This window comes from Microbacterium sp. W1-4-2 (genome assembly GCF_058349885.2).
On the sequence record NZ_JBYRJC020000001.1, the window covers coordinates 254,507 to 275,902 of the forward strand.

Below are 21,396 nucleotides of genomic sequence, written 5' to 3' on the forward strand. Positions count from 1 at the left end.
CGTCGGGGTTACCGGTGCACCGGGGCGATCTTCTCGAGGACGGCCTCGTCGCCGGCGTAGACCCCCTCGCTGCGCGGCCAGTGTGCGATCACGTCGGTGAAGCCGAGGGCCTCGGCGCGGGCGACGGCGTCGTCGAAGCGAGCAGCGCTCGACAGCGAGTACATCGCCCCGCTGTCGAGCGAGAGGATGCGATCGAGCGGGCGGGTGCGGGATGCCGCAGCCTCGGCGTCGTCGACGCGCCGCGCCAGCTCGCTCACGCCGTGCCACCACCGTTTCTCGTCGTCGGTCTCGACGCCGGTGGTCACCCACGCCTCGGCCAGCTCGGCCGCGCGCCGGATGCCGCGAGGGCCGTTGGCGGCGATCGCGAGCGGCATCCGCGGTCGCTGCGCCGGCTCGCCCACCATGCGGGCGTGCACCGCCGTGTACCGGTCGCCGTCCAGATCGATGCCGCCGCTGCCCGGCTGCTCGAAGCGCAGCAGCACGTCGAGCGCGTCGACGAACTCGACGAAGCGCTCGTGCCGCTCGCGCGCCGACAGCGGAGCCGCGCCCAGCACCGCCGCGTCGAAGCCGGTGGTGCCGGCGCCGAGGCCCAGAGTGAACCGGCCGCCGGACATCTCGTCGATCGTGGCGACGTCTTTGGCGAACGGCACCGGGTGACGGAAGTTCGGCGACGCGACGAACGTGCCCAGCCGGATGCGCTCGGTGACCAGAGCGGCGCCGGTGAGGATCGGCACGGTCGCCGCCCACGGCTGGCCGGCCAGCGATCGCCACGACAGGTGGTCGTAGGTCCAGGCGTGGTCGAAGCCGTAGCCCTCGGCCCGTCGCCACAGCTCGCGCTGGCGGGTCCAGGGCTGCTGGGGAAGGATCACGATGCCGATGCGCATGCCGTCATCCTCTCGTGTGCGATGCGCCCGGCGCGAGCCGACAGCCGCATCGTCACTGGCGGACGGTGACCTCCATGCCGTCGGGGGCCCAGTTGTAGATCTGGTGGGCGATGTCGATGGGCATGTTCACGCAGCCGTGGCTCATCACGTGCCCGAAGTTGTTGTGCCAGTACGTGCCGTGGAAGCCGATGTTCGGCGCGAAGTACGTGACCCAGGGCACATTCTTCGTGCAGTACTCGGCACCCGGGTAGCAGCCCATATCCTGCATGGGCACGTGTGCGAACACGCGGAAGTACCCGGTCGGCGTCGTGTGGGTCGCATCGCCCGTCGAGACGAGATACTTGCGCCACAGCGCGCCGTTCTCGTAGAAGTACGCCGTCTGGTCGCTCAGGTCGACGATCGCGCTGCGCGAGACCTTGGTCGTGCTCGCCTTGGCGATCACGACCGGCAGCGTGTAGATCCCGTTGCCCTTTGCCAGCTGGCCGGCGAACGCGGCCGCGACCCCGGACGTGTCGCCGAGGGTGCGCCCGTCGAGCGTCGGCGTTCCGGTGCCGATCACTCTGCCTTGCGTGTCGGTGACGGTCGTGCCGTTCTGGGGTGCGCGGTCGACCTTCGCAGGCAGGGCGTCCACGACCTTCTCGATCGCGGCGCGATCGGCCGTGATCTCGAACCGGTCGCCCTTCGACGTGAGGGTGAGCCAGGATGCCACGTCCGCCGGCGCGAGCGGGACGGTGCGCTCCTTGCCGACGTAGAAGCCGGCCGTGGCGAGCATGGCGTTCAGGCCGTCGGCGGTCTTCTTCGCCGTCGCCGTCGAGATCGCCGGCGCCGTCGGCACCGCGGCCGCGGTCAGCGAGACGGTCGTCCGGCCGTTGGCGAAGGCATCCTGCACCGCCGCGGTGACGGCGCTCAGATCCATGCCGGTACCTTCGGCGGAGGCCGTCACCGTGTACGACCCGGTCTTCGCGTCGAACGTGACGCCTGCGTCGGTGGCGTCGCGGTACAGCGACGGCGCCGCCTGACGCAGAGCTGCATCGGCCTTGGCCGCGTCGAGCGCGACCGGCGCATGGCGGGTGCCCGAGAACCATGAGCCGACGTTCCACATCGGGTGGTCGCCGTAGGCGGCGTCGGCCAGGGCCTGCGCGTCGACCTTCGCGCCGAGTTCCGCGGCGGTCAGCGTCGCATGCACGCCGTCGCCGGTGAGCGTCAACGAGGTGCGGTCGAGCTGCCGCTGGATCGCGGCGGCCGCGGCGCCCGCGGTCATGCCGCCGACCTGGACCCCGGCGACGGCCGTGCCGGGCGCGATCAGGATGAGCGATGCGGCGACCACGCCGACGAGGGCGACCGCGACCGGCGTGCCGATCCACAGTCCCCACCGCCGTCTGTGCCGGGGCGCGGGCGCCCAGGCATACGCGGTCACGCCTGCGCCGGCGCCCGAGTTCTTCGGTGCGTCGTCTGCCACGCCCCATCACCCCCGATTGTGTTCCCCTGGTCCCTATGGTATTCGAGCCCGAGGGCGAGCCGTGAGGGGGAGGTGCGGCGCCGGCCCGCGTGATTCCGCGGAACGAAGATAACGTTTTTGTAAACTCGCTGTGCAAACCTCGCAGAGAGCTTGCGCGGGCCTTGTTCGTAAGGTTTACTAACAAACATGTCTGCATCGGAAGCGCGGCGTGGCCCTTCCGCCGTCGATTCGGCCGCCTCGGGAACCCCCGCACCGTACGCGCTGGCGCCGTCGCGACACCCTCGGCACGCCGCCAAGGTCCTCCCCGAGCACGCGCGTGCGCACAACCGCTCGCTGGTGCTGCAGACCCTGTTCCACCGGGGCGCGATGAGCCGCGCCGACCTCGCCCGCGAGACGGGCCTGACCCGCGTCACGATCTCGGACCTGATCTCGGAGCTCATCGCCGACGGCTTCGTCGCCGAGAAGGGCGTGCGCGAGGTGTCGCGGCCCGGAAAGCCGGCGATCCTGGTCGACCTGGATCACGCCGGGCACCGCATCGTCGGTCTCGATCTGTCCGGACCCACGTCGTTCACCGGCGGCATCCTGACCCTCGACGGCACGATCGTCGTGCGCCGCGAGATCCCGCACCCGGGCGCCGAGGGTGATGTGATCAGGGCGATCACCGCGTTCGCCGTCGAGCTGGTGGCCGATTCGCACGCCCCCGTGCTGGGCGTCGGCGTGGGAACGCCGGGCATCGTCGACGACGCGGGGGTGGTGCTCACCGCTCCCAACCTGGGGCTGACCGGCTTCGACCTCGAAGGGGCGCTGCGGGACGAACTGAACCTCCCGGTCGTGGTGGCCAACGACGCGAACGCGGCCGTGCTGGCAGAGTATACGTTCGGGGGCGCCGGCGACGACGTCATCCTCGTCAAGGTCGGCCGCGGCGTCGGGTCGGGGCTGCTCTCGGGCGGGCGTCCGATGGTCGGCAGCCGGTTCGCCGCGGGCGAGATCGGCCACGTCACCGTCGCCACCGACGGCGGGCCGCGGTGCTCGTGCGGCAAGGTGGGCTGCCTCGAGGCGTGGATCTCGGCGCCCTCGCTGACCGCGCGCATGGCCGAGGCCGCGGACGACGAGGCGCGCGCGGGCGTGCTGCGCGACGCGGGGGAGCGGCTGGGCATCGCCCTGGCGCCCGTCGTGGGCGCGCTCGACCTGTCGGAGGTCGTCCTCTCGGGCCCTGTGGACCTGCTCGACGGGCCCTTCACGGACGCCGCCGTCGAGACGCTGCGCACCCGCACCCTGGCGAAGGTGCACGAGGGCATCCGCGTCCGCATGACCGAGCAGGGGCAGGACATCGTCCTGCGCGGAGCCGCTGTCATGGTCCTGTCCGCACAGCTCGGGGTGTCGTAGACGCCGCCCGAAGACCCCCCCGGATAGGCCATCCGGCCTTTCCGCACCAAGAGAAGGCAACCAAGGAGAGACAGAATGCGCACATCACGCATCGTCGCGTTCGGCGCGGTCGGCATCGCAGCCGCCCTCGCGCTCAGCGCGTGTTCGAGCGCCGGCAACGCCGGCAACGGCGGCAACCCGGGCAGCGACAACGGCACCATCGGCAAGGTGGACGGCAGCGGCCGCACCCTGACCGTCTGGTCGATGACCGGCGACCTGTCGGACGCCACCATCGCAGCGATCAACAAGCAGTTCGAGTCCGAGACCGGCGCCAAGGTCAAGGTCGAGACCCAGCAGTGGCAGGACATCGCGACCAAGATCACCACGGCCCTGGCCACTGACACCCCGCCGGACGTCGTGGACATCGGCAACACCCAGGTCTCGACGTTCGCCGCCAGCGGCGGACTGGCCGACCTCACGGCGTACAAGGACGCGCTCGCGCAGGGTCAGACCTGGCTCGGCGGCCTCGCCGACCCCGCCACGATCGACGGCAAGCTCTACGCCGTCCCGTCGTTCGGCGCCACCCGCACCGTCATCTACAACAAGAAGACGTGGACCGCCGCGGGCGTCACCGTCGCGCCGACGACGTACGACGAGCTGAAGGCCGCCCTCGACAAGGTCAAGGCGAAGAACACCGCCGCCGACTTCTCGTCGTTCTACCTGCCCGGCCAGTACTGGTACGCCGCCATGCAGTGGATCTGGGACGCGGGAGGCGACATCGCCGCGCAGCAGGACGGCACGTGGGCGGCGGGCTTCTCGGACGCGAAAGCGCAGCAGGGACTGACCGAGTGGAAGACCTTCCAGAACGCCTACTCGTCGAAGGCCAGCCAGACGCTGAACACCGACAAGCCCGACCAGGACCAGGTCTTCGCGGACGGCAAGACCAGCGCGATCATCGGCAACAACTGGGAGATCGGCGCGATCGAGAAGGCCAACCCGAAGCTGACCGACGCCGACCTCGGCACGTTCGCGATGCCGGGCGTCTCGGGCAGCAGCCAGCCGGTCATGCTGGCCGGCTCCGACTGGGGCATCGCGGCCAAGAGCAAGAACCAGGACCTCGCACGCGTGTGGGTGAAGATCGCGGCGAGCCCCGACATCCAGAACAACAACGTGGTCAAGGACGGCTGGATCCCGAACAGCGTCGAGGGCTCGAAGAAGGCCGTCGACGGCGGCGCGCTGACCGACCTGCAGAAGGCGTTCTACCAGGCGGCGCAGAACTCCAAGGCGACGCCCGCCTCGGGCAACTGGGCGTCGCTGGAGGATCCCGGCATGAAGCAGTTCTTCCAGACGGTGGCCTCGGGCACCAAGTCGCCGGCGGACGCGGCGAAGGCGTGGGATGACACGGTCGACTCCACGCTGAACCAGTAATCCCCGTCGCGCGACGCAGAGAACCGCATGAGCACCTCCACTGCGACGGTCGTCGCAGGTGAGGCCGTGGCCGCCGCCCACCCGGGCGGACGGCGGCCACGGCCCCCTCGCCGCTACAGCCGGCAGTCGCGCTTCGCGCCGCTGTGGCTGCTGTCACCCGCCGGGATCGTGATCGTCGCGCTCATCGTGGCCCCGATCGTGTTCCTGGTCTTCACCTCGTTCACCGACTACAACCAGCGGACGCTGTTCACGGGCGCGTACAACAGCGTCGGCTTCGGACAGTACCTCGGCATCTTCGCCGACGACCAGTTCTGGTTCTCGACCGTCCTGACCCTGGGGTTCACGGCCGCGATGGTGGTCGGGAGTCTCGCGATCGGGCTGGGCGTGGCCCAGCTGATGACCAAGCTCGGCACAGTCATGCGCTACGTCGTCACGATCGTGCTCATCTTCGCGTGGGGCATGCCCAACGTCGCCTCGGCGCAGGTGTGGAACTGGCTGTTCCAGCCCGGGTACGGCGTGGTCAACTGGATGATCACGCAGCTGGGCGTCTTCGGCGATCAGACCAGCCTCTCGTGGACGAACAACACCTGGCTCGGCCTGTTCAACGTCTGGATGCTGGTGGTCTGGCAGGCGGTGCCCTTCATCGCGCTGACGACCTACGCGGCGCAGACGCAGATCGACACCGCGCTCCTCGAGGCGGCCCGCATCGACGGGGCCGGCGAATGGCGCATCTACTTCTCCGTCATCCTCACCCACCTCAAGCCCACCCTGCTGCTGATCACCGTCCTGTCGATCATCTGGGACTTCAACGTGTTCAACCAGATCTGGCTGACCACGCAGGGCGGTCCGAACAACACCACCGCGACGCTCGGCATCTGGAGCTATCTGACCGCGTTCAACCAGTTCAAGATCGGCACCGGAGCTGCCATCGCCGTGGTCACGACGTTCATGCTCATGATCATCAGCGGGTTCTACATCCGCGCCCTGCTGCGATCGGGAGAAGACCTGTGAGCGCCGTCGTCACCGAGACCGAAGCCGTCACCACGCGGGCCGCGCGCGGCTCGGGCGGCGGCCCCGTGCCGCGCCGGCGGCGCCGCCGCCCGCCGATCTGGTCGACGATCATCGCGATCGTGTTCAGCGCGATCTGGATCTTCCCCGTCTACTGGATGACCATCACGGCGTTCAAACCGCGCTCCGAGGTGATGACGCCGGTGCCGCAGTTCTGGCCGCACACGCCGACCATCCAGAACTTCATCACCGCCGTCACCAAGACGAGCTTCCTGCTGAACCTGCGCAACAGCGTCGTCGTCGTGTTCACGGCCATCGTCTTCGCGCTGCTGATCGCGCTGTTCGCCTCGGCGGCCCTCAGCCGCTTCCGCTTCCGCGGCCGCCGCACGATCATGGTGCTGATCCTGGCCGTGCAGATGCTGCCGGGCGCGGCCCTGCTGATCCCGCAGTTCCTGATCTTCAACGACCTCGGGCTGCTCAACAAGTACATCGGGCTGATCCTGGCGTACGTCGCCGCCGTGCTGCCGTTCTCGATCTGGTCGCTGCGCGGGTTCTTCGTCGCGATCCCGGTCGAGGTCGAAGAGGCCGCGATGGTGGACGGAGCGAGCACCTGGACGATCCTGTGGCGCATCCTGTTCCCGCTGGTGGTGCCCGGCCTCATCTCGACGAGCATCTTCGGGTTCATCACGGCGTGGAACGAGTACATCCTGGCGTTCACGTTCATGAAGGACACCAGCATGTACACCCTGCCGATCTGGCTGGCCTCGTTCGCGGTGCCCAACCAGCCCGTGGACTACGGCGGTCAGATGGCGGCGTCCGTGCTGTTCTCGCTGCCGGTCGTGATCGTGTTCCTCATCATCCAGCGCCACCTCGTGACGGGCATGTCCGCAGGGGCGGTCAAGGGCTGATGCGCAGCAGTGCACGAGCCGCCTCCCATCGGGAGGACGGCCGATGAGAGTGGGATTGGACATCGGCGGCAGCAAGACCGACGCCGTCGCGGTCGATGCCGACGGGGCCATCGCCGGACGCGTGCGCCTGGCCACCGGTTGGGGCCCCGAGGCTGTGGTCCGGACGGTGATCGACGCGGTCGCGGCCCTGCGCCGCGAGCACATCGGACGCACACCGATCTCGTCGGTCGGGGTCGGCATGCCCGGGCAGGTCGAGCCCGGCACCACCCGCGTGCTGCACGCGGTGAACCTGGGCGTCGCCGAGCTCGATCTCGCCGCGGCGGTGGGTCCCCGGCTGGGCGCGCCGGTCGGCGTCGAGAACGACGTGAAGGCCGCCGCACTGGGCGCGCATGCCCTGCGCGGCGACCGCGACGAGGCGATGGCCTACCTCAACCTCGGCACCGGCATCGCTGCCGGCATCGTGCGAGGTGGGCGGCTGTGGCGCGGCGCACACGGCACCGCCGGCGAGGTCGGGCACATCTCGGTCGATCCGCAGGGCCCGCTGTGCCGCTGCGGGCAGCACGGCTGCGTCGAAGCACTCTCGGGCGGCGCATCCATCGCGCGGCGGTGGGGACGGCCGTCGCCGTTGCCGGTGCTGGACATGTTGGATGCCGCGGACGCGGGCGCTGCGGATGCGAAGCGCCTGCGCGCCGGCTTCATGGAGGGGGTCGCGGCGGCGGTGCGCATCCTCGTGCTCACGTGCGACGTCGACGTCGTGGTCCTGGGCGGCGGGATGACCGCGCTCGGCGATAGGCTCCTGACAGGAGTCGCCGAACAGCTGACCGCGAGTGCCGAGGCATCCGCGTTCCTGCGTTCGCTCCGGCTCGCCGACCGGATCGAACTGCTGCCGCAGGGGTCTGCGGCGGCGGCCTTCGGCGCCGCGCTGGTCGGAGCGGCGCACGCGCTCGGCACAGACCACGACACGGATCACGACACGAAAGAGGCAGTCGCACATGGCTGAGGTCATCATCGTCCCCGACGCGGCAGCGGCCGGGGCGCTGGTCGCGGACGAGATCGCGGGGCTCATCGTCCACGATCCCGAGGTCGTGCTGGGGCTGGCCACCGGCTCGACCCCGCTGCCGGTCTACGAGGCGCTGCGCGAGCGGCTCGACGGCCTCGACGTCTCGCGGGTGCGGGGGTTCGCGCTCGACGAGTACGTGGGCATCGACCCGACGCACCCCGAGAGCTACCGCAACGTCATCGCGCGCGAGGTCGTCGAGCCGCTCGGGCTCGACCCCGCGCGCATCCGCGTGCCCAACGGGGCGCTCGAGACGATCGAGCACGCGGGCGAGGACTACGAGCGGGCCATCGCCGAGGCCGGCGGGGTCGAGCTGCAGATTCTCGGGATCGGGACCGACGGCCACATCGGGTTCAACGAGCCGGGCTCGTCGTTCGCATCGTCCACGCGGGTGAAGACCCTCACCGCGCAGACCCGTCAAGACAACGCCCGCTTCTTCGACTCGATCGACCAGGTGCCGATGCACTGCATCACGCAGGGTCTCGGCACGATCCTGCGCGCCCGCCACCTCGTACTGCTGGCGTTCGGCGAAGGCAAGGCCGGGGCGGTCGCCGGGGCCGTCGAGGGGCCGGTCACGGCATCCCTCCCGGGATCGGCGATCCAGCTGCATCCGCGCGTGAGTGTCGTGGTCGACGAGGCTGCGGCATCCCGCCTCGCGCACGCCGACTACTACCGGTACACGTACGCGAACAAGCCGGCCTGGCAGGGGCTGTAGCGAGGTCCGCGGTGCTCCCCAGCCGCCCACGATCGCGCGATGACGATAGTCGTCGCCAGGAGCGCTCCGAACGCCGTTCGCGAAAGGCGACTCCCCGAACGGAACCCACGTGCGCTCGGCCATCCGTCGACGCCCTCGGGCGCACGCCCTCGGCAGGGGCACGCGCACTCGTCATCGGCGGCGGCGGAGCGACCGGCAACGCATGGCTGATCGGTGTCGTCGGCGGCCTGTGCGGGGCCGGGCTCGACGTGACCGAGGCCGACCTGACGATAGGGACGTCGGCCGGCGCCACCGCCGCGGCCCAGTTCGCAGGCGCATCGCCGGCGGACCTGCTCGCCGCGACGCTGGCCGCACCGCCCGCCGCACCGCGTGCACGACCGGCCGCCTCGGCCACCGCAGGCGCGATCGACGGCTCGAGGCGGCCTGGGAGCGACCATCGGGCAAGGCTGCGCGAGGTCATCGCGTCGTCCGCGGACGCCGCCGACATGCGGCGCCGACTCGGCGCGGCGGCCCTCGTCGCCCCGGCCACGGCGGACGATGCGCGGCAGGCGCAGTGGCGTGCGACCGTCGCCGCACGGCTGCCGGACGAGAGCTGGCCACAGCGGCGGCTGCTCATCACGGCGGTCGACGCGCGCACCGGGACGCCGCTCGCGTTCGACTGCGACAGCGGTGTCGGGCTGGTGGACGCGGTGGCCGCCAGCTGCTCGGGCGGCGGCTTCGCGTACCGCATCGACGACGGCCGGTACATCGACGGCGGCTACCGCTCCAACCCCGACAACGCCGACCTCGCCGCCGGATTCGAGCGGGTGCTCGTGCTGTCGCCGCTGGGCGGCCGGTCGCTGTTCCCCGAAGCGTGGGGCCTGCGGCTGGCAGCGCAGGTCGAGCAGCTGCGCGCGGGCGGCAGCACGGTGGAGACGATCTTTCCCGGCCCCGGATCCGAGACCTGGCTCGGCTCGATGGACGTCTCGCTGCGCCCGCTGGCCGCCCGCGCCGGCTATGACCAGGGCCGCGCGCTCGCCGAGCGGCTCGCCGCCTTCTGGCGCTGATCCGGTCTCCGCCGCGCGCGCCGGTGCGCCCCGCATGTCGTCGCGCGCGCCTCACCAGCTGATGGTGAATACGCATCGGCTGGTGAGGCCGGATCGGCAGCATCCTTGCGCGACACGCCGAATCGCCGCGCTCAACCGACGGGCGAGCCCCAGAGCAGGGGCAGCAGGATGTCGCGGCTCAGCGGGGCCAGGGCAGGGTGGCCGCCTCATCGGGCGCGGGCTTGCCGCCGGGCTGCATGAACATGTCCGTGCCGCGCTTGCGCACGACCAGGGCCCGCCCGTCGGCGTCGGCCACCACGGCGGCGCCGACTCGGATCACGGCCGTGACGCGGTGAACACCTTGCCGGGGTTGAGGATGCCCAGCGGGTCGAACACGGCCTTGATCTGCCGCTGCAGCTTCCACTGGTCGTCGCCGAGCTCGTCGGCGAGCCACCGGCTCTTGAGCATGCCGATGCCGTGTTCGCCCGTGAGGGTGCCGCCCAGGCGCAGGGCCGAACGGAACAGGTCGTCGGCGGCATCCCAGATCCGCTGCGGCACCCCGCCGTCGGCGGCGCCCTCGAAGATGAAGTTCGGGTGCAGGTTGCCGTCGCCGGCGTGCGCGACCACGGGGATCGTCACGGCGTGCTCGCGCTCGACGCGCGCGATCTCGTCGAACATCTCGGCCAGCCGGCTGCGCGGCACCGAGACGTCTTCGATCAGGGTCGTGCCGAGGGTCTCCAGCGCCGGATGCATCGACCGGCGGATCATGAGCAGGCGGTCGCCCTCGGCGCGGTCGCCCGAGGCGACGACCTCTCCGCCCGCCGCGCGCAGGACCCGTTCGATCGCGTCCGCCTCGTCGGCGGCGGCCGGCCCGTCCGTCTGCACCGTGAGGTGCGCGGCTCCCGCATCGGGCGCCGGCAGTCGCAGCAGACGATGGGCGGCGGCCAGGCACGTGGCATCCATCAATTCCATGATGGACGGCTGGATGCCGGCAGCGGTGACCGCCGCGGATGCCGCAGCGGCGGCGCGGACGTCGGGGAACGTCGCCGCGAGCGTGTGCACGGCGCCGGGCACGAGGCGGCGCAGCTTCAGGGTCGCGCCGACGATCACCCCGAGCACTCCCTCGGAGCCGATGAACAGGCTCGTGAGGTCGAGGCCCGTGACGCCCTTGACGCTGCGGTGGCCCAGGTGCAGCAGGCGCCCGTCGGCGAGCACGACGTCGACGCCGAGCACCGCGTCGCGCACGACGCCGTACTTCGCGCACAGCAGTCCGCCCGCGCCGGTGGCGATGTTGCCGCCGACCGTCGAGATGTCGCGGCTGGCCGGGTCGGGAGCCCACCACATGCCGTGCGGGGCGAGCGTGCGGTTGAGGTCGCCGTTGACGATCCCAGGTTCGACGACGGCCAGCAGGTCGTCAGGGCGGATCTCGAGGACGCGGTCCATCGAGCGCAGCGACAGGGCGATCTCGCCGGCGCCGGTGTTCGCGCCGCCGGCCAGTCCGGTGCCGGCGCCGCGGGGGACGACCGGGGTGCCGGTCTCGGATGCGATGCGCAGGGTCGCCTGTACGTCGGCGATGGATGCCGCGTCCACGACGGCGATCGGGGTGCCCGCCGACGCATGCCCGGACTTGTCGGCGCGCGCGGCCGTGAGAGCGGTGGGCGAGGTGTCGAGCCGATCGCCGAGGGCGGCGCGCAGACGCGCGAGGACGTCGGCGTGCGGACGCGCGAGGATGTCGGCGTGCGCTGCGCCCGGTTCGGTCATGCGAACCGGCGGCGTCCCGCGAGTATGCCCGCCGTCACCGCGATGACGGCGAAGACGAGGCCGACCCACGGCTGGCCCATGCTCCACCACGCGACCGTGGCACCGGCATACACCAGCAGCTCGATCACGGCGCGGATGAACGGGTGCACGGCAATGACGGCGCGGGGCGAGACGAACAGCGCCCACAGCAGGATCGAGACCACCGGCAGGCCGACGCCCATCGCGATGTTGATCGGGAACGCCCATCCCGCGAACCCCCAGAACGCGAACGTGAAGAACGCGAAGAGCTCGCACGCGAAGGCCACCAGATCGACGGCCGACAGCGGTGCGCGGGTGCCGGCCGGCAGCGCGCCCGCGTCGGGCTGGGCGGCCGCGCCGGAAGGGGCGACGTGGTCGGGGGAGGACATGCCCCCAGTCTACGCGGGCCCCTCCCCGCCCTGCCCCGGTCGGCTTGCCCGCCCGGCCGACGCTCGCCCGGCGCCGCCCGCCCGGCGCCGCTCGCCCGCGAGGCATCCTCCGTTCCCGCGAGGCATCCTCCGTTCCCGCGAGGCATCCTTCGCTCCCGCGAGGCATCCTCCGTTCCCGCGAGGCATCCTCCGTTCCCGCGAGGCATCCTCCGTTCCCGCGAGGCATCCTCCGTCATCGGTCGTCGCTGAGAGCTGCAGCTTCCTGCTGATGCTGCTGACTCCCTCCCAGGGCTGCACGATCCCGCTGATGCTGCTGCTTTTTCCTGGCGCATCTGCAGGGAGGTGTAGCGCTGAACGGCGGCGGTGGGACTCCGCGCCGACTGGCGGCAGTCGCTCGTCCGGGACGAAGTGTCCCGCTGAGATGGAGCGGTACCTCGGGATATTCAGGGATGCCTCGCGGGGAAGCGGGAGGGGGAGGGATGCGGGGGCCAGGGGCGGCCCCGGCGTCCCTGCCGAGCTCGAGGACTCAGGAGCCCGAGGACTCAGGAGCCCGAGGACTCAGGAGCCGAGGACTCAGGCGCCCGAGGACTCAGTCCCAGAGACCCGCACGCCGTCGACCCACACGCCCCGCACCGTAAGCGCGTCGTCCAGCAGCACGGCGTCGGCGGCGTGCCCGGGCTCGAGTGTGCCGAATCGATCGGCCACCCCGATCGCCCGGGCGGGCACGACCGTGGCCGCGGCGACCGCGTCGGGCAGCGGCATCCCGACCTGCTCGACCATGAGTCGGATGGCCGCGTCCTGCGTGAGCGTCGAACCGGCGATCGATCCGCCCTCGTCCAGGCGCGCGACCCCGTCCGCGACGGTGACGGCCAGCCCGCCGAGCACGTAGGCGCCGTCGGCCGATCCGGTGGCGGCCATCGCGTCGCTGACCAGGGCGACCCGCCCGGGCGCGCCCTGCGCGAGCAGCCGGATGACGTCGGGGTGCACGTGCGTACCGTCGGCGATGACCTCGAGCGTGACGCGCTCGTCGCCGAGAGCGGCGACCACCGGCCCCGGCGCGCGGTGATGGATGCCGTTCATGCCGTTGAACGCGTGCGTCAGAATCGTCGCACCGGCATCGAACGCCGCGCGGGCGACGTGCTCGTCGGCGTCGGTGTGTCCGACCGCGACCGCGACGCCCGCCGCGGCGAATCGCCGCACGGCCGCCATGCCGCCGGACAGCTCGGGAGCGATCGTGATCTGCCGGATCGTGCCCGCACCGGCCGCGAGCAGCCGGTCGACCGAGGCGGCATCGGGCGCGCGCAGCAGCGACGGGGCATGGGCGCCTTTGTGCCCGATGTCAAGGAACGGCCCCTCCAGGTGCGAGCCGAGGATCGTGGGGTCGGATGCCGCGAGCCCGGCGATCAGCGCGGCGCGGGCGGCGAGGTCGTCGATCGAGGCGGTGACCAGCGACACCACGGCGCGCGTGGTGCCGTGCGCGCGGTGCACGGCACGGCCGGTCGCGATCGCCTCGGCGCCGTCGTCGAAGGACGCGCCCCCGCCGCCGTGGCCGTGGATGTCGACGAACCCCGGGGTCAGCCACGCGCCCTCGGCGTCCTCGGCCCGCGCCGGGCCGAGCTCGCGCCAGATGTCGCCGGTGCCGCTTCCGGCCACGAGCCCGTCGAGGAAGGCCACCCACGCGTCGTCGATCGCCTGCCCGCCGTCGACGAGCCGGGCGGAGTGGATGACGAGGTCGCAGCTCATCGACCGGCCGCCTCGAACGCCCAGTCGATTTCAGGAGAGCGGAAGAACCCGATGCCCTGCCGATGCCATAGCGCACCGAGCACGCCGACCCGTTCGCGGAACGACGACCAGGTGCGCTCCGGCCCGTCGGCCGGCGACCAGGCGATCTCGGCGGCCGATGCGATGCGCGGGAACGCCTGGGTATCGATGTCGGTCGGGGTGCGGATCGTCTCGGTCCACAGCGGCGCCTCGATGCCGAGGATGTCGCCCTCGGCGATCCCGTCGATGATCGCCGTGGGCTCCCACGAGTAGGAGTGCTGCACGCTCGTCGGACCATCCGCCCACGTGAGGCCGAGCAGGTCGTCGGCGTCGTACTTCATGTCGAGGTAGATCACATCGGCGGGCGAGAGGATCACCTGCGCCCCGTTGCGCACGAACGCGCGGGCTTTCTCGTCCATGTCGTCGGCAGGGGTCGTCAGGCCCCAGTACTGGCCGATCGTGTCGTCGGAGAGGTCGTCCGACGCGCCCGCCTCGTGCCACGCGATCGGGGTCTTGCCGAGGTTCGACACGATGCGGGTCGCGCGGTTCATGAACTCGGCGAAGTCGGCGGGGTCGGTGCCCAGCGCCTCGTCGGCGCCCACGTGTAGGTACGGACCGGGGGTCATGCCCGCCAGCTCGCCGTACACGTCGGCGAGGAAGTCGTAGGTCGCCTCGTCCCGCGTCTTCAGCGACGAGAAGCCGACCGCGAAGCCGGTGTAGGGCTCGCCCGCGGTCGGCACGCCGCCGCCGAACGCGTCCACGGTGTCCATCACGTGCTCGCTCAGGACGACCGGCTCCATGAGCTCGGGATAGGCCAGGCCGATCGCGTGCGTGTGGCTGGGCGCGTCGACCTCGGGGACCACGGTGACGTGCCGCGCGGCCGCGTAGGCGACGAGGTGCGCGTAGTCGTCCTTCGAGTAGAACCCGCCCGCGTCGCCCTGGGCAGAGGTGCCCGAGGCGACCCGGGTGAGCTCGGGGCGGGAGCGCAGCTCGACGCGCCAGCCCTGGTCGTCGGTCAGATGCAGGTGCAGGTGGTTGAGCTTGAGGGCGGCCAGCCGGTCGATGAAGCGCTCGACCACCGGCACGGGGAAGAAGTGCCGCGCCACGTCGAGCATCGCCCCGCGATACGCGAACCGCGGGCGGTCGTCGATCACGGTCGCCGCGATCCGCCTTTCGGGGCCGGATGCCGCGACCAGCTGCACGAGCGTCTGCACGCCGTAGAACAGCCCGGCCTCGTCGCCGCCGACGATCCGCACGCCGTCGCCGGCGACCGTGAGGGTGTACGTCTCGGACACGCCCTGGGCGAGGACCTCGAGCACGATGTCGCCGGCGCGGGCGATCGGCTCGGCGATCTCGAGCGTGCGGCCGATCACCGGGGCGAGCGCCGCCGCGGCCAGCTCGGCGGTCGGCCGCGCCGCCGGCACCGCGACCAGCCGAGCGGCGTCGGACAGCACGAAGGGGGCGGCTGCGGCATCCATCGTCGACGATGCGGGAACCGGGACCAATGCCGCCATTGCGCCTCCTTGCGGAACGTGTGCATGAGGAACGTCTGTGTAAGGAACACTAACAAACCCGCCGCCCCGCCGACAAGGGCGAGCGCCGGGTGCGCAGCGGCGCTGATCGTACCGACGCGGGCCCGTCACCGCGCCCGGGCGCGGGGCGCGCATCCGCTATGCTCGACGTGTCGCGACTGGCGTTGAGGTGGGCCACCACCGGGAAGCGACCGACCGGCATTCGACCGCACGCCTGGGCCGATGTGAAACACCCTTTCCGATGCACGTGCCGAGTCGAGGAGAAACGCCCATGATCGATCGCTTTTTCAACGCCCCGCTGGCCGAGGTGGATCCCGAGATCGCCCAGGTGCTCGAGCGCGAGCTCGACCGCCAGCGCTCGTATCTCGAGATGATCGCCTCGGAGAACTTCGTCCCCGTCTCGGTGCTGCAGTCGCAGGGCTCGGTCCTGACGAACAAGTACGCCGAGGGCTACCCGGGACGGCGCTACTACGGCGGCTGCGAAGAAGTGGACGTGGCCGAAGAGCTCGCGATCGCCCGCGCCAAGGAGCTGTTCGGCGCGGAGTTCGCCAACGTGCAGCCGCACTCGGGCGCGACGGCCAACGCCGCCGTGCTGCACGCCATCGCCCGTCCCGGCGACACCCTGCTGGGCCTGTCGCTCGACCAGGGCGGTCACCTCACGCACGGCATGAAGATCAACTTCTCGGGCCGGCTGTACAACATCGTCGCCTACGGCGTCGACCCCGAGACCTCGCTCATCGACATGGACGAGGTGCGGCGGCTGGCCATCGAGCACCAGCCCAAGGTCATCATCGCCGGCTGGTCGGCCTACCCCCGCCAGCTCGACTTCGCCGCGTTCCGCACGATCGCCGACGAGGTCGGCGCGACCCTGTGGGTCGACATGGCCCACTTCGCCGGGCTCGTGGCCGCGGGCCTGCACCCGAGCCCGGTGCCGCACGCGCACGTCGTGTCGTCGACCGTGCACAAGACGATCGGCGGCCCCCGCTCGGGCTTCATCCTCACGAACGACGCCGACATCGCCAAGAAGATCAACACGGCCGTGTTCCCGGGCCAGCAGGGCGGCCCGCTCATGCACGTCATCGCCGCCAAGGCGACCGCGTTCAAGCTCGCCGGCACCCCCGAGTTCGCCGAGCGCCAGCAGCGCGTGCTGTCGGGGGCGAAGATCATCGCCGACCGGCTGTCGCAGCAGGACGTGAAGGATGCCGGGATCTCGGTGCGCTCCGGTGGCACCGACGTGCACCTCGTGCTCGTCGACCTGCGCGACGCCGCGATCGACGGCAAGCAGGCCGAGGACCTGCTGCACGAGATCCACATCACCGTGAACCGCAACGCCGTGCCGAACGACCCGCGGCCGCCGATGATCACCTCGGGCCTGCGCATCGGCACCCCGGCGCTGGCCACCCGCGGCTTCGGCGACGCCGAGTTCACCGAGGTGGCCGACGTGATCGCGCTGGCGCTGCTGCCGAACCCCGACGTGGCCGCGCTGCGCGCCCGCGTCGCGGTGCTGGCCGACGCGTTCCCCCTGTACCCCGACCTGCAGCAGTGACCCGATCGGATGCCGCAGCCGTCCGCATCGCGCCGGTCGCGGCATCCACCCCCTGCTCCACCCCTGACCCGGCCCTCCCTCTCGGGGTGAGCGAACACGAGGAGACGTGAGATGACCGCACAGGTGCTGGACGGAAAGGCCGCCGCGGCGGCGATCAAGGCCGAGCTGACCGAGCGCGTGGCCGCGCTGAAGGCGCGCGGGATCACGCCCGGCATCGCGACGGTGCTCGTCGGCGCCGACCCGGCGTCGCAGCTGTACGTCGGCATGAAGCACCGGCAGTCCGAGGCGATCGGGATGAACTCGATCCACGTCGAACTGCCCGCCGATGCCGCCCAGTCCGATGTCGAGGCGGCGATCGACCGGCTCAACGCCGACCCCGCCTGCCACGGCTACATCGTGCAGCTGCCGCTGCCGAAGCACCTGGACACCGACGCGATCCTGGAGCGGATCGACCCGGCCAAGGACGCCGACGGACTGCATCCGACGAACCTCGGCCGGCTCGTGCTCAACGTCAACGGCCCGATCCACACGCCGCTGCCGTGCACGCCGCGCGGCGTGATCGAGCTGCTGCTGCGCAATGACTACTCCCTTGCGGGCAAGCACGTCGTCGTGGTCGGGCGCGGGGTGACGATCGGCCGCTCGATCGGGCTGCTGCTCACGCGCCGCGAGATCAACGCGACGGTCACCCTGACGCACACCGGCACGGTCGACCTGCCATCGTATCTGCAGCGGGCCGACGTGATCGTGGCCGCCGCCGGCGTCAAGCACATCGTGCGGCCCGAGGACGTCAAGCCCGGAGCCGCGGTGCTCGACGTCGGCGTGACCCGCGAGACCGACCCCGCCACCGGCAAGAGCACGGTGCACGGCGACGTCGACCCGGCCGTGGCCGAGGTGGCCGGCTGGCTCTCGCCGAACCCCGGGGGCGTCGGCCCGATGACCGTCGCGCTGCTGATGACCAACGTCGTCGAGGCGGCCGAGCGGTCGGCCGAGCGGGCGTAGCGAGACGTGCTGCGGGCGCCCGGGCAGACGCCGGTGCGGAGGGTGTGAACTTTCTCACCGACACTCATAGCAAACGGCGAGAAGAAGGATGCATTCGTCATAGGCGACTGATAGACAGGATCCGGGACACCATCCCACCGGGCGCGCCTCAGCGCCCGCCACCAGATCGAAGGAGATCCGGATCATGAAATCACTCTCTGCCCGCTGGCGAGCAGGAGCGGTGACAACGGTCGCACTCGCGATGATCGCCGCCGGCGGCGTCGCGGGGGCGGCACAGGCGGCCCCGTCTTCCCCAGCGGAGCCGTCGACACCGGTGCCGATCGTCGCCGAAGACGGCGCGATCATGAGCTACATCCTCAACGCGAAGGTCGCCAACCCCGGCCAGACCCGACTGCTCGAGAGGGCGGTGGCGGCGGCCGGCGGCGTCGTCGTGCAGTCGTGGCCGCAGATCGGCGTCGTCGTGGCGCACTCCGATCGCGCGGCGTTCCGCACCGACGTCGTCAGGGCCGCCGGCAATGCCCTGCAGTCGGTCGGGCCGACGCGCACCACGCCGGTCACCGAGGGCACGCCCGACGGCGTGCAGGCCCCGTGGGGCCCCGGGTCCTCGGCCTGGAACAAGGGCAAGAACGTCAAGGCCAACGGCGACATCGACGACGTGACGACCCCCGCGCAGAGCATGGACGAGTTCGAGTCGCTGCAGTGGGACATGGCGATGATCAAGGCCGACAAGGCCCACGAGATCACCGACGGCTCGCGCAACGTGCTCGTCGGGGTGCTCGACAGCGGCATCGACCCCGACCACCCCGACCTGGCGCCGAACATCGACGTCGCGGACTCGGTGAACTGTACGGCGGCCGGCCGGCCCGACACGTCGGCGGACGGCTGGCATCCGACCACGAGCGACCACGGCACGCACGTGTCGGGCACGATCGCCGCCGCCCGCAACGGCGAGGGGATCGTCGGGGTCGCACCCAACGTGCGCATCGCCTCGGTCAAGGTCGTCAACGACGACGGGTACATCTACCCCGAGTACGCGGTCTGCGGGTTCATGTGGGCCGGCGAGCACAAGATGGACGTGACGAACAACAGCTACTACGTCGACCCGTTCATGTTCTGGTGCGGCGACCAGCCCGAGCAGGCGGCCGCGCTCGAGGCGGTGCGCCGGGCGACGGCCTGGTCGACCGATCGCGGCGTCGTGAACGTGGCGGCCATGGGCAATTCCAGCCTCGACCTGCGCACGAACACGGTCGACACGGCGAGCCCCAACGATCAGCCCACGCCGATCGCGCGCACGATCAACGACACGTGCAAGACGATCCCGGCCGAGCTGCCCGGGGTCGTGAAGGTCTCGTCGATCACGAGCACCGGCCAGCTGTCGTCGTTCTCGAACCGCGGGCTCGGCGTCACCGACGTCGCGGCGCCGGGCTCGAGCATCCTGTCCACGATCGTGACGAACAACTGGTACGGCTACAAGAGCGGCACGTCGATGGCGTCGCCGCACGTGGCCGGCGTGCTGGCGCTCATGAAGTCGGCTCACCCGACGATGACGCCGGCGCAGTTGACCGCGAAGCTGCGCGCCGACGCCACCGACACCGCGTGCTCGGCTCCGCAGGCGAACCGCGGTCCAGTGTGCGAGGGCACCGCGGCCGAGAACAGCTACTACGGCGAGGGCATCGTCGACGCCCTCGCGGCCGTGCAGTAGTCCGCTGACGAAGAGGGGGCCCGGCGGTTCATCCGCCGGGCCCCCTTCAGGTTCGGGGCTCTCGCGACGCGGCGGTCGCGGCATCCAATCCGGCGCGCGCGCCCGCGGTCGGCGAGATCGCCACGAGGCCGCGGTAGAGCGTGATCAGCGCCTGCCGGTCGAGCGTGCCGGTGCGGGCGCGGTCGCAGTGCACGGACTGGATCGCCGCCTCGAGCTGGAACCGTCCGAGAGGGCGCCCGAGCGTCGAGGCCCGGTGCAGCAGCGCCTCGCCCTCGGTGATGAGCTCGCGGTCCCACAGCGCCGTGTCCTGCCGGTCCAGCGGAGGCCACGGGTCGCCGATCCGGGCCGGCGCGCGCGACTGGGCGAGGGTGAGCAGCGCCGCCAGGCCCCACGCCTCGGCGTTCGTGCGCAGCAGCGTCGCCGTGAGCACCGCGAGCCAGCGGGCCTCGTCGGCGATCGAGGTGCGGATCGCGTCGCCCTGATCGAGCCAGTCGATCGCGTACGCGCCGTAGATCGCCTCGAGCACGGCGCTCGTGCGCGCGGGCATGTCGGCGCGGCGCGGGATCATGAACGGGATGCCGGAGGCCCGGATCTTGCGTTTGGCCCGCACGAGGCGCTGGGCCATCGCCCCCGGCTCCACCGCGAAGGCGGCGGCGATGCGGGCGGCGTCGAAGCCGAGCACGGTCTGCAGCATGAGCGGTGTGCGCGCGGCGGCGTCGATCGCCGGGTGCGCGCACGCGTAGAGCAGTTCGAGCCGCCGATCCGGGATCGTGTCGCCGCGCTCGAGCAGGGCGGCGAGATCGTCGCCCGCGCCCGGCACGCCGGCACCGCCGAGCGGCGACACGTCGTCATCGAGCGGCGCGCTCGTGCGGTGCGCGGCCGAGCCGAGCACGTCGCGAAGCCGGTTGCGGGCCACGGTGAGCAGCCATCCTTCCGGATTGTCGGGGATGCCGGATTCCGGCCATGTGCGCAGCGCGCGTTCGAGGGCGTCGGCCAGGCAGTCCTCGGCGACGGCGAGATCGCCCGTACCGGATGCCAGCAGCGCCACGAGCCGGCCGTACGAGGCGCGGACCGCGCGTTCGGCGGCGGCCCCGGCCTCGTCGTCCGCGTTCATGCCGGCGGACGGCTCACCGGACGGGCGCGGCGCCCTGCCACGCACCGTCCACGAACCGGGTCGCGGTCGGGCGGATCTCGACGGCGCCCCATGCGACCGACGGCGCGCGGCGAGCCCACTCGATGGCCCGATCGAGGTCGTCGACCTCGATCACGAAGGTGCCGCCGAGCTGCTCCTTCGTGTCGGCGAACGGGCCGTCCTGGACGAGCAGCTCGCCGTCCCGCTCGCGGACGGTGGTGGTCACCATGCTCGGCTGGAGCACTTCGGCGCTGCGCAGGATGCCGGCGGCGTCGAGCGCCTTCGCGTACTCGTCGAACGCGCGCATGCCTTCGGCGATCGCCTCGGGTCCGAGGTCGTCGGCCGTCATCTCGGGGTACTGGAGCAGGAGGGTGTAACGCATGATCGGTCCTTCCGTAGGGATGCTGACACGATGATGACGATCCAGCCGCCCTCGGATCGACATCGGCCGGCCGTCGGATCAGCGGGAAGAGCCGCCGGTGGCCTTGTCGTAGAGGCTGGATGCCTGCGCCTCGACCCTGTCGTCGATCAGGTCGTACACCGCCCACCCGATGAGCAGGATGACCGGCAGCAACGCGTAGCCCCAGAACCAGCCCGACACGTGCCCGCCGGTCAGCAGCACGGCGATGTCGAACACGAGGAGCGAGGCGAACCGCACGATCCACTTCTTCATGCGTTCAGGATGACACGGCAGCCGGGTTTCGTCG

The 21,396-nt window shown here is 71.4% G+C and carries 20 protein-coding genes and 1 riboswitch; of the genes, 10 read left to right on the forward strand and 10 right to left on the reverse strand.

What is annotated here, in order from left to right:
- Positions 1-8: 8 nt before the first annotated feature.
- Complete coding sequence (locus AC3RX0_RS01085) at positions 9-884, reverse strand: LLM class flavin-dependent oxidoreductase (protein WP_491504096.1); 876 nt, start codon at positions 882-884, stop codon at positions 9-11.
- 52 nt (positions 885-936) lie between these two features.
- The gene (locus tag AC3RX0_RS01090; RefSeq protein WP_491504097.1) at positions 937-2,343 is read right to left on the reverse strand and encodes a L,D-transpeptidase; all 1,407 of its coding nucleotides are present in this window, start codon (positions 2,341-2,343) and stop codon (positions 937-939) included.
- A 186-nt stretch (positions 2,344-2,529) separates the two neighbouring features.
- Here AC3RX0_RS01090 and AC3RX0_RS01095 point away from each other — a divergent pair, with 186 nt between their 5' ends.
- The 7 genes from AC3RX0_RS01095 to AC3RX0_RS01125 all read left to right on the forward strand — a co-directional run bounded on the left by AC3RX0_RS01095 (position 2,530) and on the right by AC3RX0_RS01125 (position 9,870).
- The gene (locus AC3RX0_RS01095; protein WP_491504098.1) at positions 2,530-3,729 is read left to right on the forward strand and encodes an ROK family transcriptional regulator; all 1,200 of its coding nucleotides are present in this window, start codon (positions 2,530-2,532) and stop codon (positions 3,727-3,729) included.
- A 75-nt stretch (positions 3,730-3,804) separates the two neighbouring features.
- Positions 3,805-5,136, forward strand: a complete 1,332-nt coding sequence (locus AC3RX0_RS01100; protein ID WP_491504099.1) for an extracellular solute-binding protein — start codon at positions 3,805-3,807, stop codon at positions 5,134-5,136.
- A gap of 27 nt (positions 5,137-5,163) precedes the next feature.
- Complete coding sequence (locus tag AC3RX0_RS01105; protein ID WP_491504100.1) at positions 5,164-6,147, forward strand: carbohydrate ABC transporter permease; 984 nt, start codon at positions 5,164-5,166, stop codon at positions 6,145-6,147.
- Positions 6,144-7,052 carry a carbohydrate ABC transporter permease gene (locus AC3RX0_RS01110; protein WP_491504101.1) on the forward strand — a complete coding sequence of 303 codons (909 nt, stop codon included), beginning with the start codon at positions 6,144-6,146 and terminating at the stop codon, positions 7,050-7,052. Before AC3RX0_RS01105 ends, AC3RX0_RS01110 begins: the two co-directional genes overlap by 4 nt.
- 43 nt (positions 7,053-7,095) lie before the next feature.
- Positions 7,096-8,052: an ROK family protein gene (locus AC3RX0_RS01115; protein ID WP_491504102.1), complete on the forward strand. Its 957-nt coding sequence runs from the start codon at positions 7,096-7,098 to the stop codon at positions 8,050-8,052.
- Complete coding sequence (locus AC3RX0_RS01120; RefSeq protein WP_491504103.1) at positions 8,045-8,824, forward strand: glucosamine-6-phosphate deaminase; 780 nt, start codon at positions 8,045-8,047, stop codon at positions 8,822-8,824. Before AC3RX0_RS01115 ends, AC3RX0_RS01120 begins: the two co-directional genes overlap by 8 nt.
- A gap of 11 nt (positions 8,825-8,835) precedes the next feature.
- Positions 8,836-9,870 carry a patatin-like phospholipase family protein gene (locus AC3RX0_RS01125; RefSeq protein WP_491504104.1) on the forward strand — a complete coding sequence of 345 codons (1,035 nt, stop codon included), beginning with the start codon at positions 8,836-8,838 and terminating at the stop codon, positions 9,868-9,870.
- Positions 9,871-10,048: 178 nt separating this feature from the next.
- Here AC3RX0_RS01125 and AC3RX0_RS01130 read toward each other — a convergent pair whose 3' ends face one another.
- The 5 genes from AC3RX0_RS01130 to AC3RX0_RS01150 all read right to left on the reverse strand — a co-directional run bounded on the left by AC3RX0_RS01130 (position 10,049) and on the right by AC3RX0_RS01150 (position 15,292).
- On the reverse strand, positions 10,049-10,189 hold the full coding sequence (locus AC3RX0_RS01130) for an NUDIX hydrolase (protein ID WP_491504105.1): 141 nt from the start codon (positions 10,187-10,189) through the stop codon (positions 10,049-10,051).
- Positions 10,186-11,610, reverse strand: coding sequence for an FAD-binding oxidoreductase (locus AC3RX0_RS01135; RefSeq protein ID WP_491504106.1), 1,425 nt, complete (start codon positions 11,608-11,610; stop codon positions 10,186-10,188). Before AC3RX0_RS01135 ends, AC3RX0_RS01130 begins: the two co-directional genes overlap by 4 nt.
- Positions 11,607-12,017 carry a YrdB family protein gene (locus tag AC3RX0_RS01140; protein ID WP_491504107.1) on the reverse strand — a complete coding sequence of 137 codons (411 nt, stop codon included), beginning with the start codon at positions 12,015-12,017 and terminating at the stop codon, positions 11,607-11,609. The genes AC3RX0_RS01135 and AC3RX0_RS01140 overlap by 4 nt, the downstream gene beginning before the upstream one ends.
- 573 nt (positions 12,018-12,590) lie before the next feature.
- Positions 12,591-13,760 carry an N-acetylglucosamine-6-phosphate deacetylase gene (nagA, locus tag AC3RX0_RS01145; protein WP_491504108.1) on the reverse strand — a complete coding sequence of 390 codons (1,170 nt, stop codon included), beginning with the start codon at positions 13,758-13,760 and terminating at the stop codon, positions 12,591-12,593.
- A complete protein-coding gene (locus tag AC3RX0_RS01150) occupies positions 13,757-15,292 on the reverse strand; it encodes a beta-N-acetylhexosaminidase (RefSeq protein ID WP_491504109.1) in 1,536 nt (511 codons plus the stop codon). The genes nagA and AC3RX0_RS01150 overlap by 4 nt, the downstream gene beginning before the upstream one ends.
- Positions 15,293-15,454: 162 nt before the next feature.
- Positions 15,455-15,537, forward strand: a riboswitch (ZMP/ZTP riboswitch).
- Between the two features lie 44 nt (positions 15,538-15,581).
- Between AC3RX0_RS01150 and glyA the strand changes: the two genes are divergently transcribed.
- The 3 genes from glyA (at position 15,582) to AC3RX0_RS01165 (ending at position 19,557) form a co-directional block, all read left to right on the forward strand.
- On the forward strand, positions 15,582-16,856 hold the full coding sequence (glyA, locus tag AC3RX0_RS01155; RefSeq protein WP_491504110.1) for a serine hydroxymethyltransferase: 1,275 nt from the start codon (positions 15,582-15,584) through the stop codon (positions 16,854-16,856).
- 111 nt (positions 16,857-16,967) lie between these two features.
- Positions 16,968-17,855 (forward strand): bifunctional methylenetetrahydrofolate dehydrogenase/methenyltetrahydrofolate cyclohydrolase, encoded by an 888-nt coding sequence (locus AC3RX0_RS01160; RefSeq protein WP_491504111.1) that lies wholly within the window; start codon positions 16,968-16,970, stop codon positions 17,853-17,855.
- Positions 17,856-18,075: 220 nt separating this feature from the next.
- A complete protein-coding gene (locus AC3RX0_RS01165; protein WP_491504112.1) occupies positions 18,076-19,557 on the forward strand; it encodes a S8 family peptidase in 1,482 nt (493 codons plus the stop codon).
- 46 nt (positions 19,558-19,603) lie between these two features.
- On the opposite strand, the gene AC3RX0_RS01170 is transcribed toward AC3RX0_RS01165, so the two are convergent.
- The 3 genes from AC3RX0_RS01170 to AC3RX0_RS01180 all read right to left on the reverse strand — a co-directional run bounded on the left by AC3RX0_RS01170 (position 19,604) and on the right by AC3RX0_RS01180 (position 21,362).
- Positions 19,604-20,671, reverse strand: a complete 1,068-nt coding sequence (locus tag AC3RX0_RS01170) for an RNA polymerase sigma factor (RefSeq protein WP_491504113.1) — start codon at positions 20,669-20,671, stop codon at positions 19,604-19,606.
- 13 nt (positions 20,672-20,684) lie between these two features.
- Positions 20,685-21,071, reverse strand: coding sequence for a YciI family protein (locus AC3RX0_RS01175; protein WP_491504114.1), 387 nt, complete (start codon positions 21,069-21,071; stop codon positions 20,685-20,687).
- Positions 21,072-21,149: 78 nt separating this feature from the next.
- Complete coding sequence (locus AC3RX0_RS01180) at positions 21,150-21,362, reverse strand: hypothetical protein (RefSeq protein WP_491504115.1); 213 nt, start codon at positions 21,360-21,362, stop codon at positions 21,150-21,152.
- Positions 21,363-21,396 lie beyond the last annotated feature (34 nt).

Bases quoted from the DNA above. Each gene is read 5' to 3' on its own strand.
- AC3RX0_RS01150 (WP_491504109.1), bottom strand. From the start codon at position 15,292: ATGGCGGCATTGGTCCCGGTTCCCGCATCGTCGACGATGGATGCCGCA.
- AC3RX0_RS01105 (WP_491504100.1), top strand. From the start codon at position 5,164: ATGAGCACCTCCACTGCGACGGTCGTCGCAGGTGAGGCCGTGGCCGCC.
- AC3RX0_RS01085 (WP_491504096.1), bottom strand. From the start codon at position 884: ATGCGCATCGGCATCGTGATCCTTCCCCAGCAGCCCTGGACCCGCCAG.
- AC3RX0_RS01175 (WP_491504114.1), bottom strand. From the start codon at position 21,071: ATGCGTTACACCCTCCTGCTCCAGTACCCCGAGATGACGGCCGACGAC.
- AC3RX0_RS01140 (WP_491504107.1), bottom strand. From the start codon at position 12,017: ATGTCCTCCCCCGACCACGTCGCCCCTTCCGGCGCGGCCGCCCAGCCC.
- AC3RX0_RS01160 (WP_491504111.1), top strand. From the start codon at position 16,968: ATGACCGCACAGGTGCTGGACGGAAAGGCCGCCGCGGCGGCGATCAAG.
- AC3RX0_RS01135 (WP_491504106.1), bottom strand. From the start codon at position 11,610: ATGACCGAACCGGGCGCAGCGCACGCCGACATCCTCGCGCGTCCGCAC.
- AC3RX0_RS01095 (WP_491504098.1), top strand. From the start codon at position 2,530: ATGTCTGCATCGGAAGCGCGGCGTGGCCCTTCCGCCGTCGATTCGGCC.
- AC3RX0_RS01180 (WP_491504115.1), bottom strand. From the start codon at position 21,362: ATGAAGAAGTGGATCGTGCGGTTCGCCTCGCTCCTCGTGTTCGACATC.
- nagA (WP_491504108.1), bottom strand. From the start codon at position 13,760: ATGAGCTGCGACCTCGTCATCCACTCCGCCCGGCTCGTCGACGGCGGG.
- AC3RX0_RS01120 (WP_491504103.1), top strand. From the start codon at position 8,045: ATGGCTGAGGTCATCATCGTCCCCGACGCGGCAGCGGCCGGGGCGCTG.
- AC3RX0_RS01100 (WP_491504099.1), top strand. From the start codon at position 3,805: ATGCGCACATCACGCATCGTCGCGTTCGGCGCGGTCGGCATCGCAGCC.
- AC3RX0_RS01115 (WP_491504102.1), top strand. From the start codon at position 7,096: ATGAGAGTGGGATTGGACATCGGCGGCAGCAAGACCGACGCCGTCGCG.
- AC3RX0_RS01170 (WP_491504113.1), bottom strand. From the start codon at position 20,671: ATGAACGCGGACGACGAGGCCGGGGCCGCCGCCGAACGCGCGGTCCGC.
- glyA (WP_491504110.1), top strand. From the start codon at position 15,582: ATGATCGATCGCTTTTTCAACGCCCCGCTGGCCGAGGTGGATCCCGAG.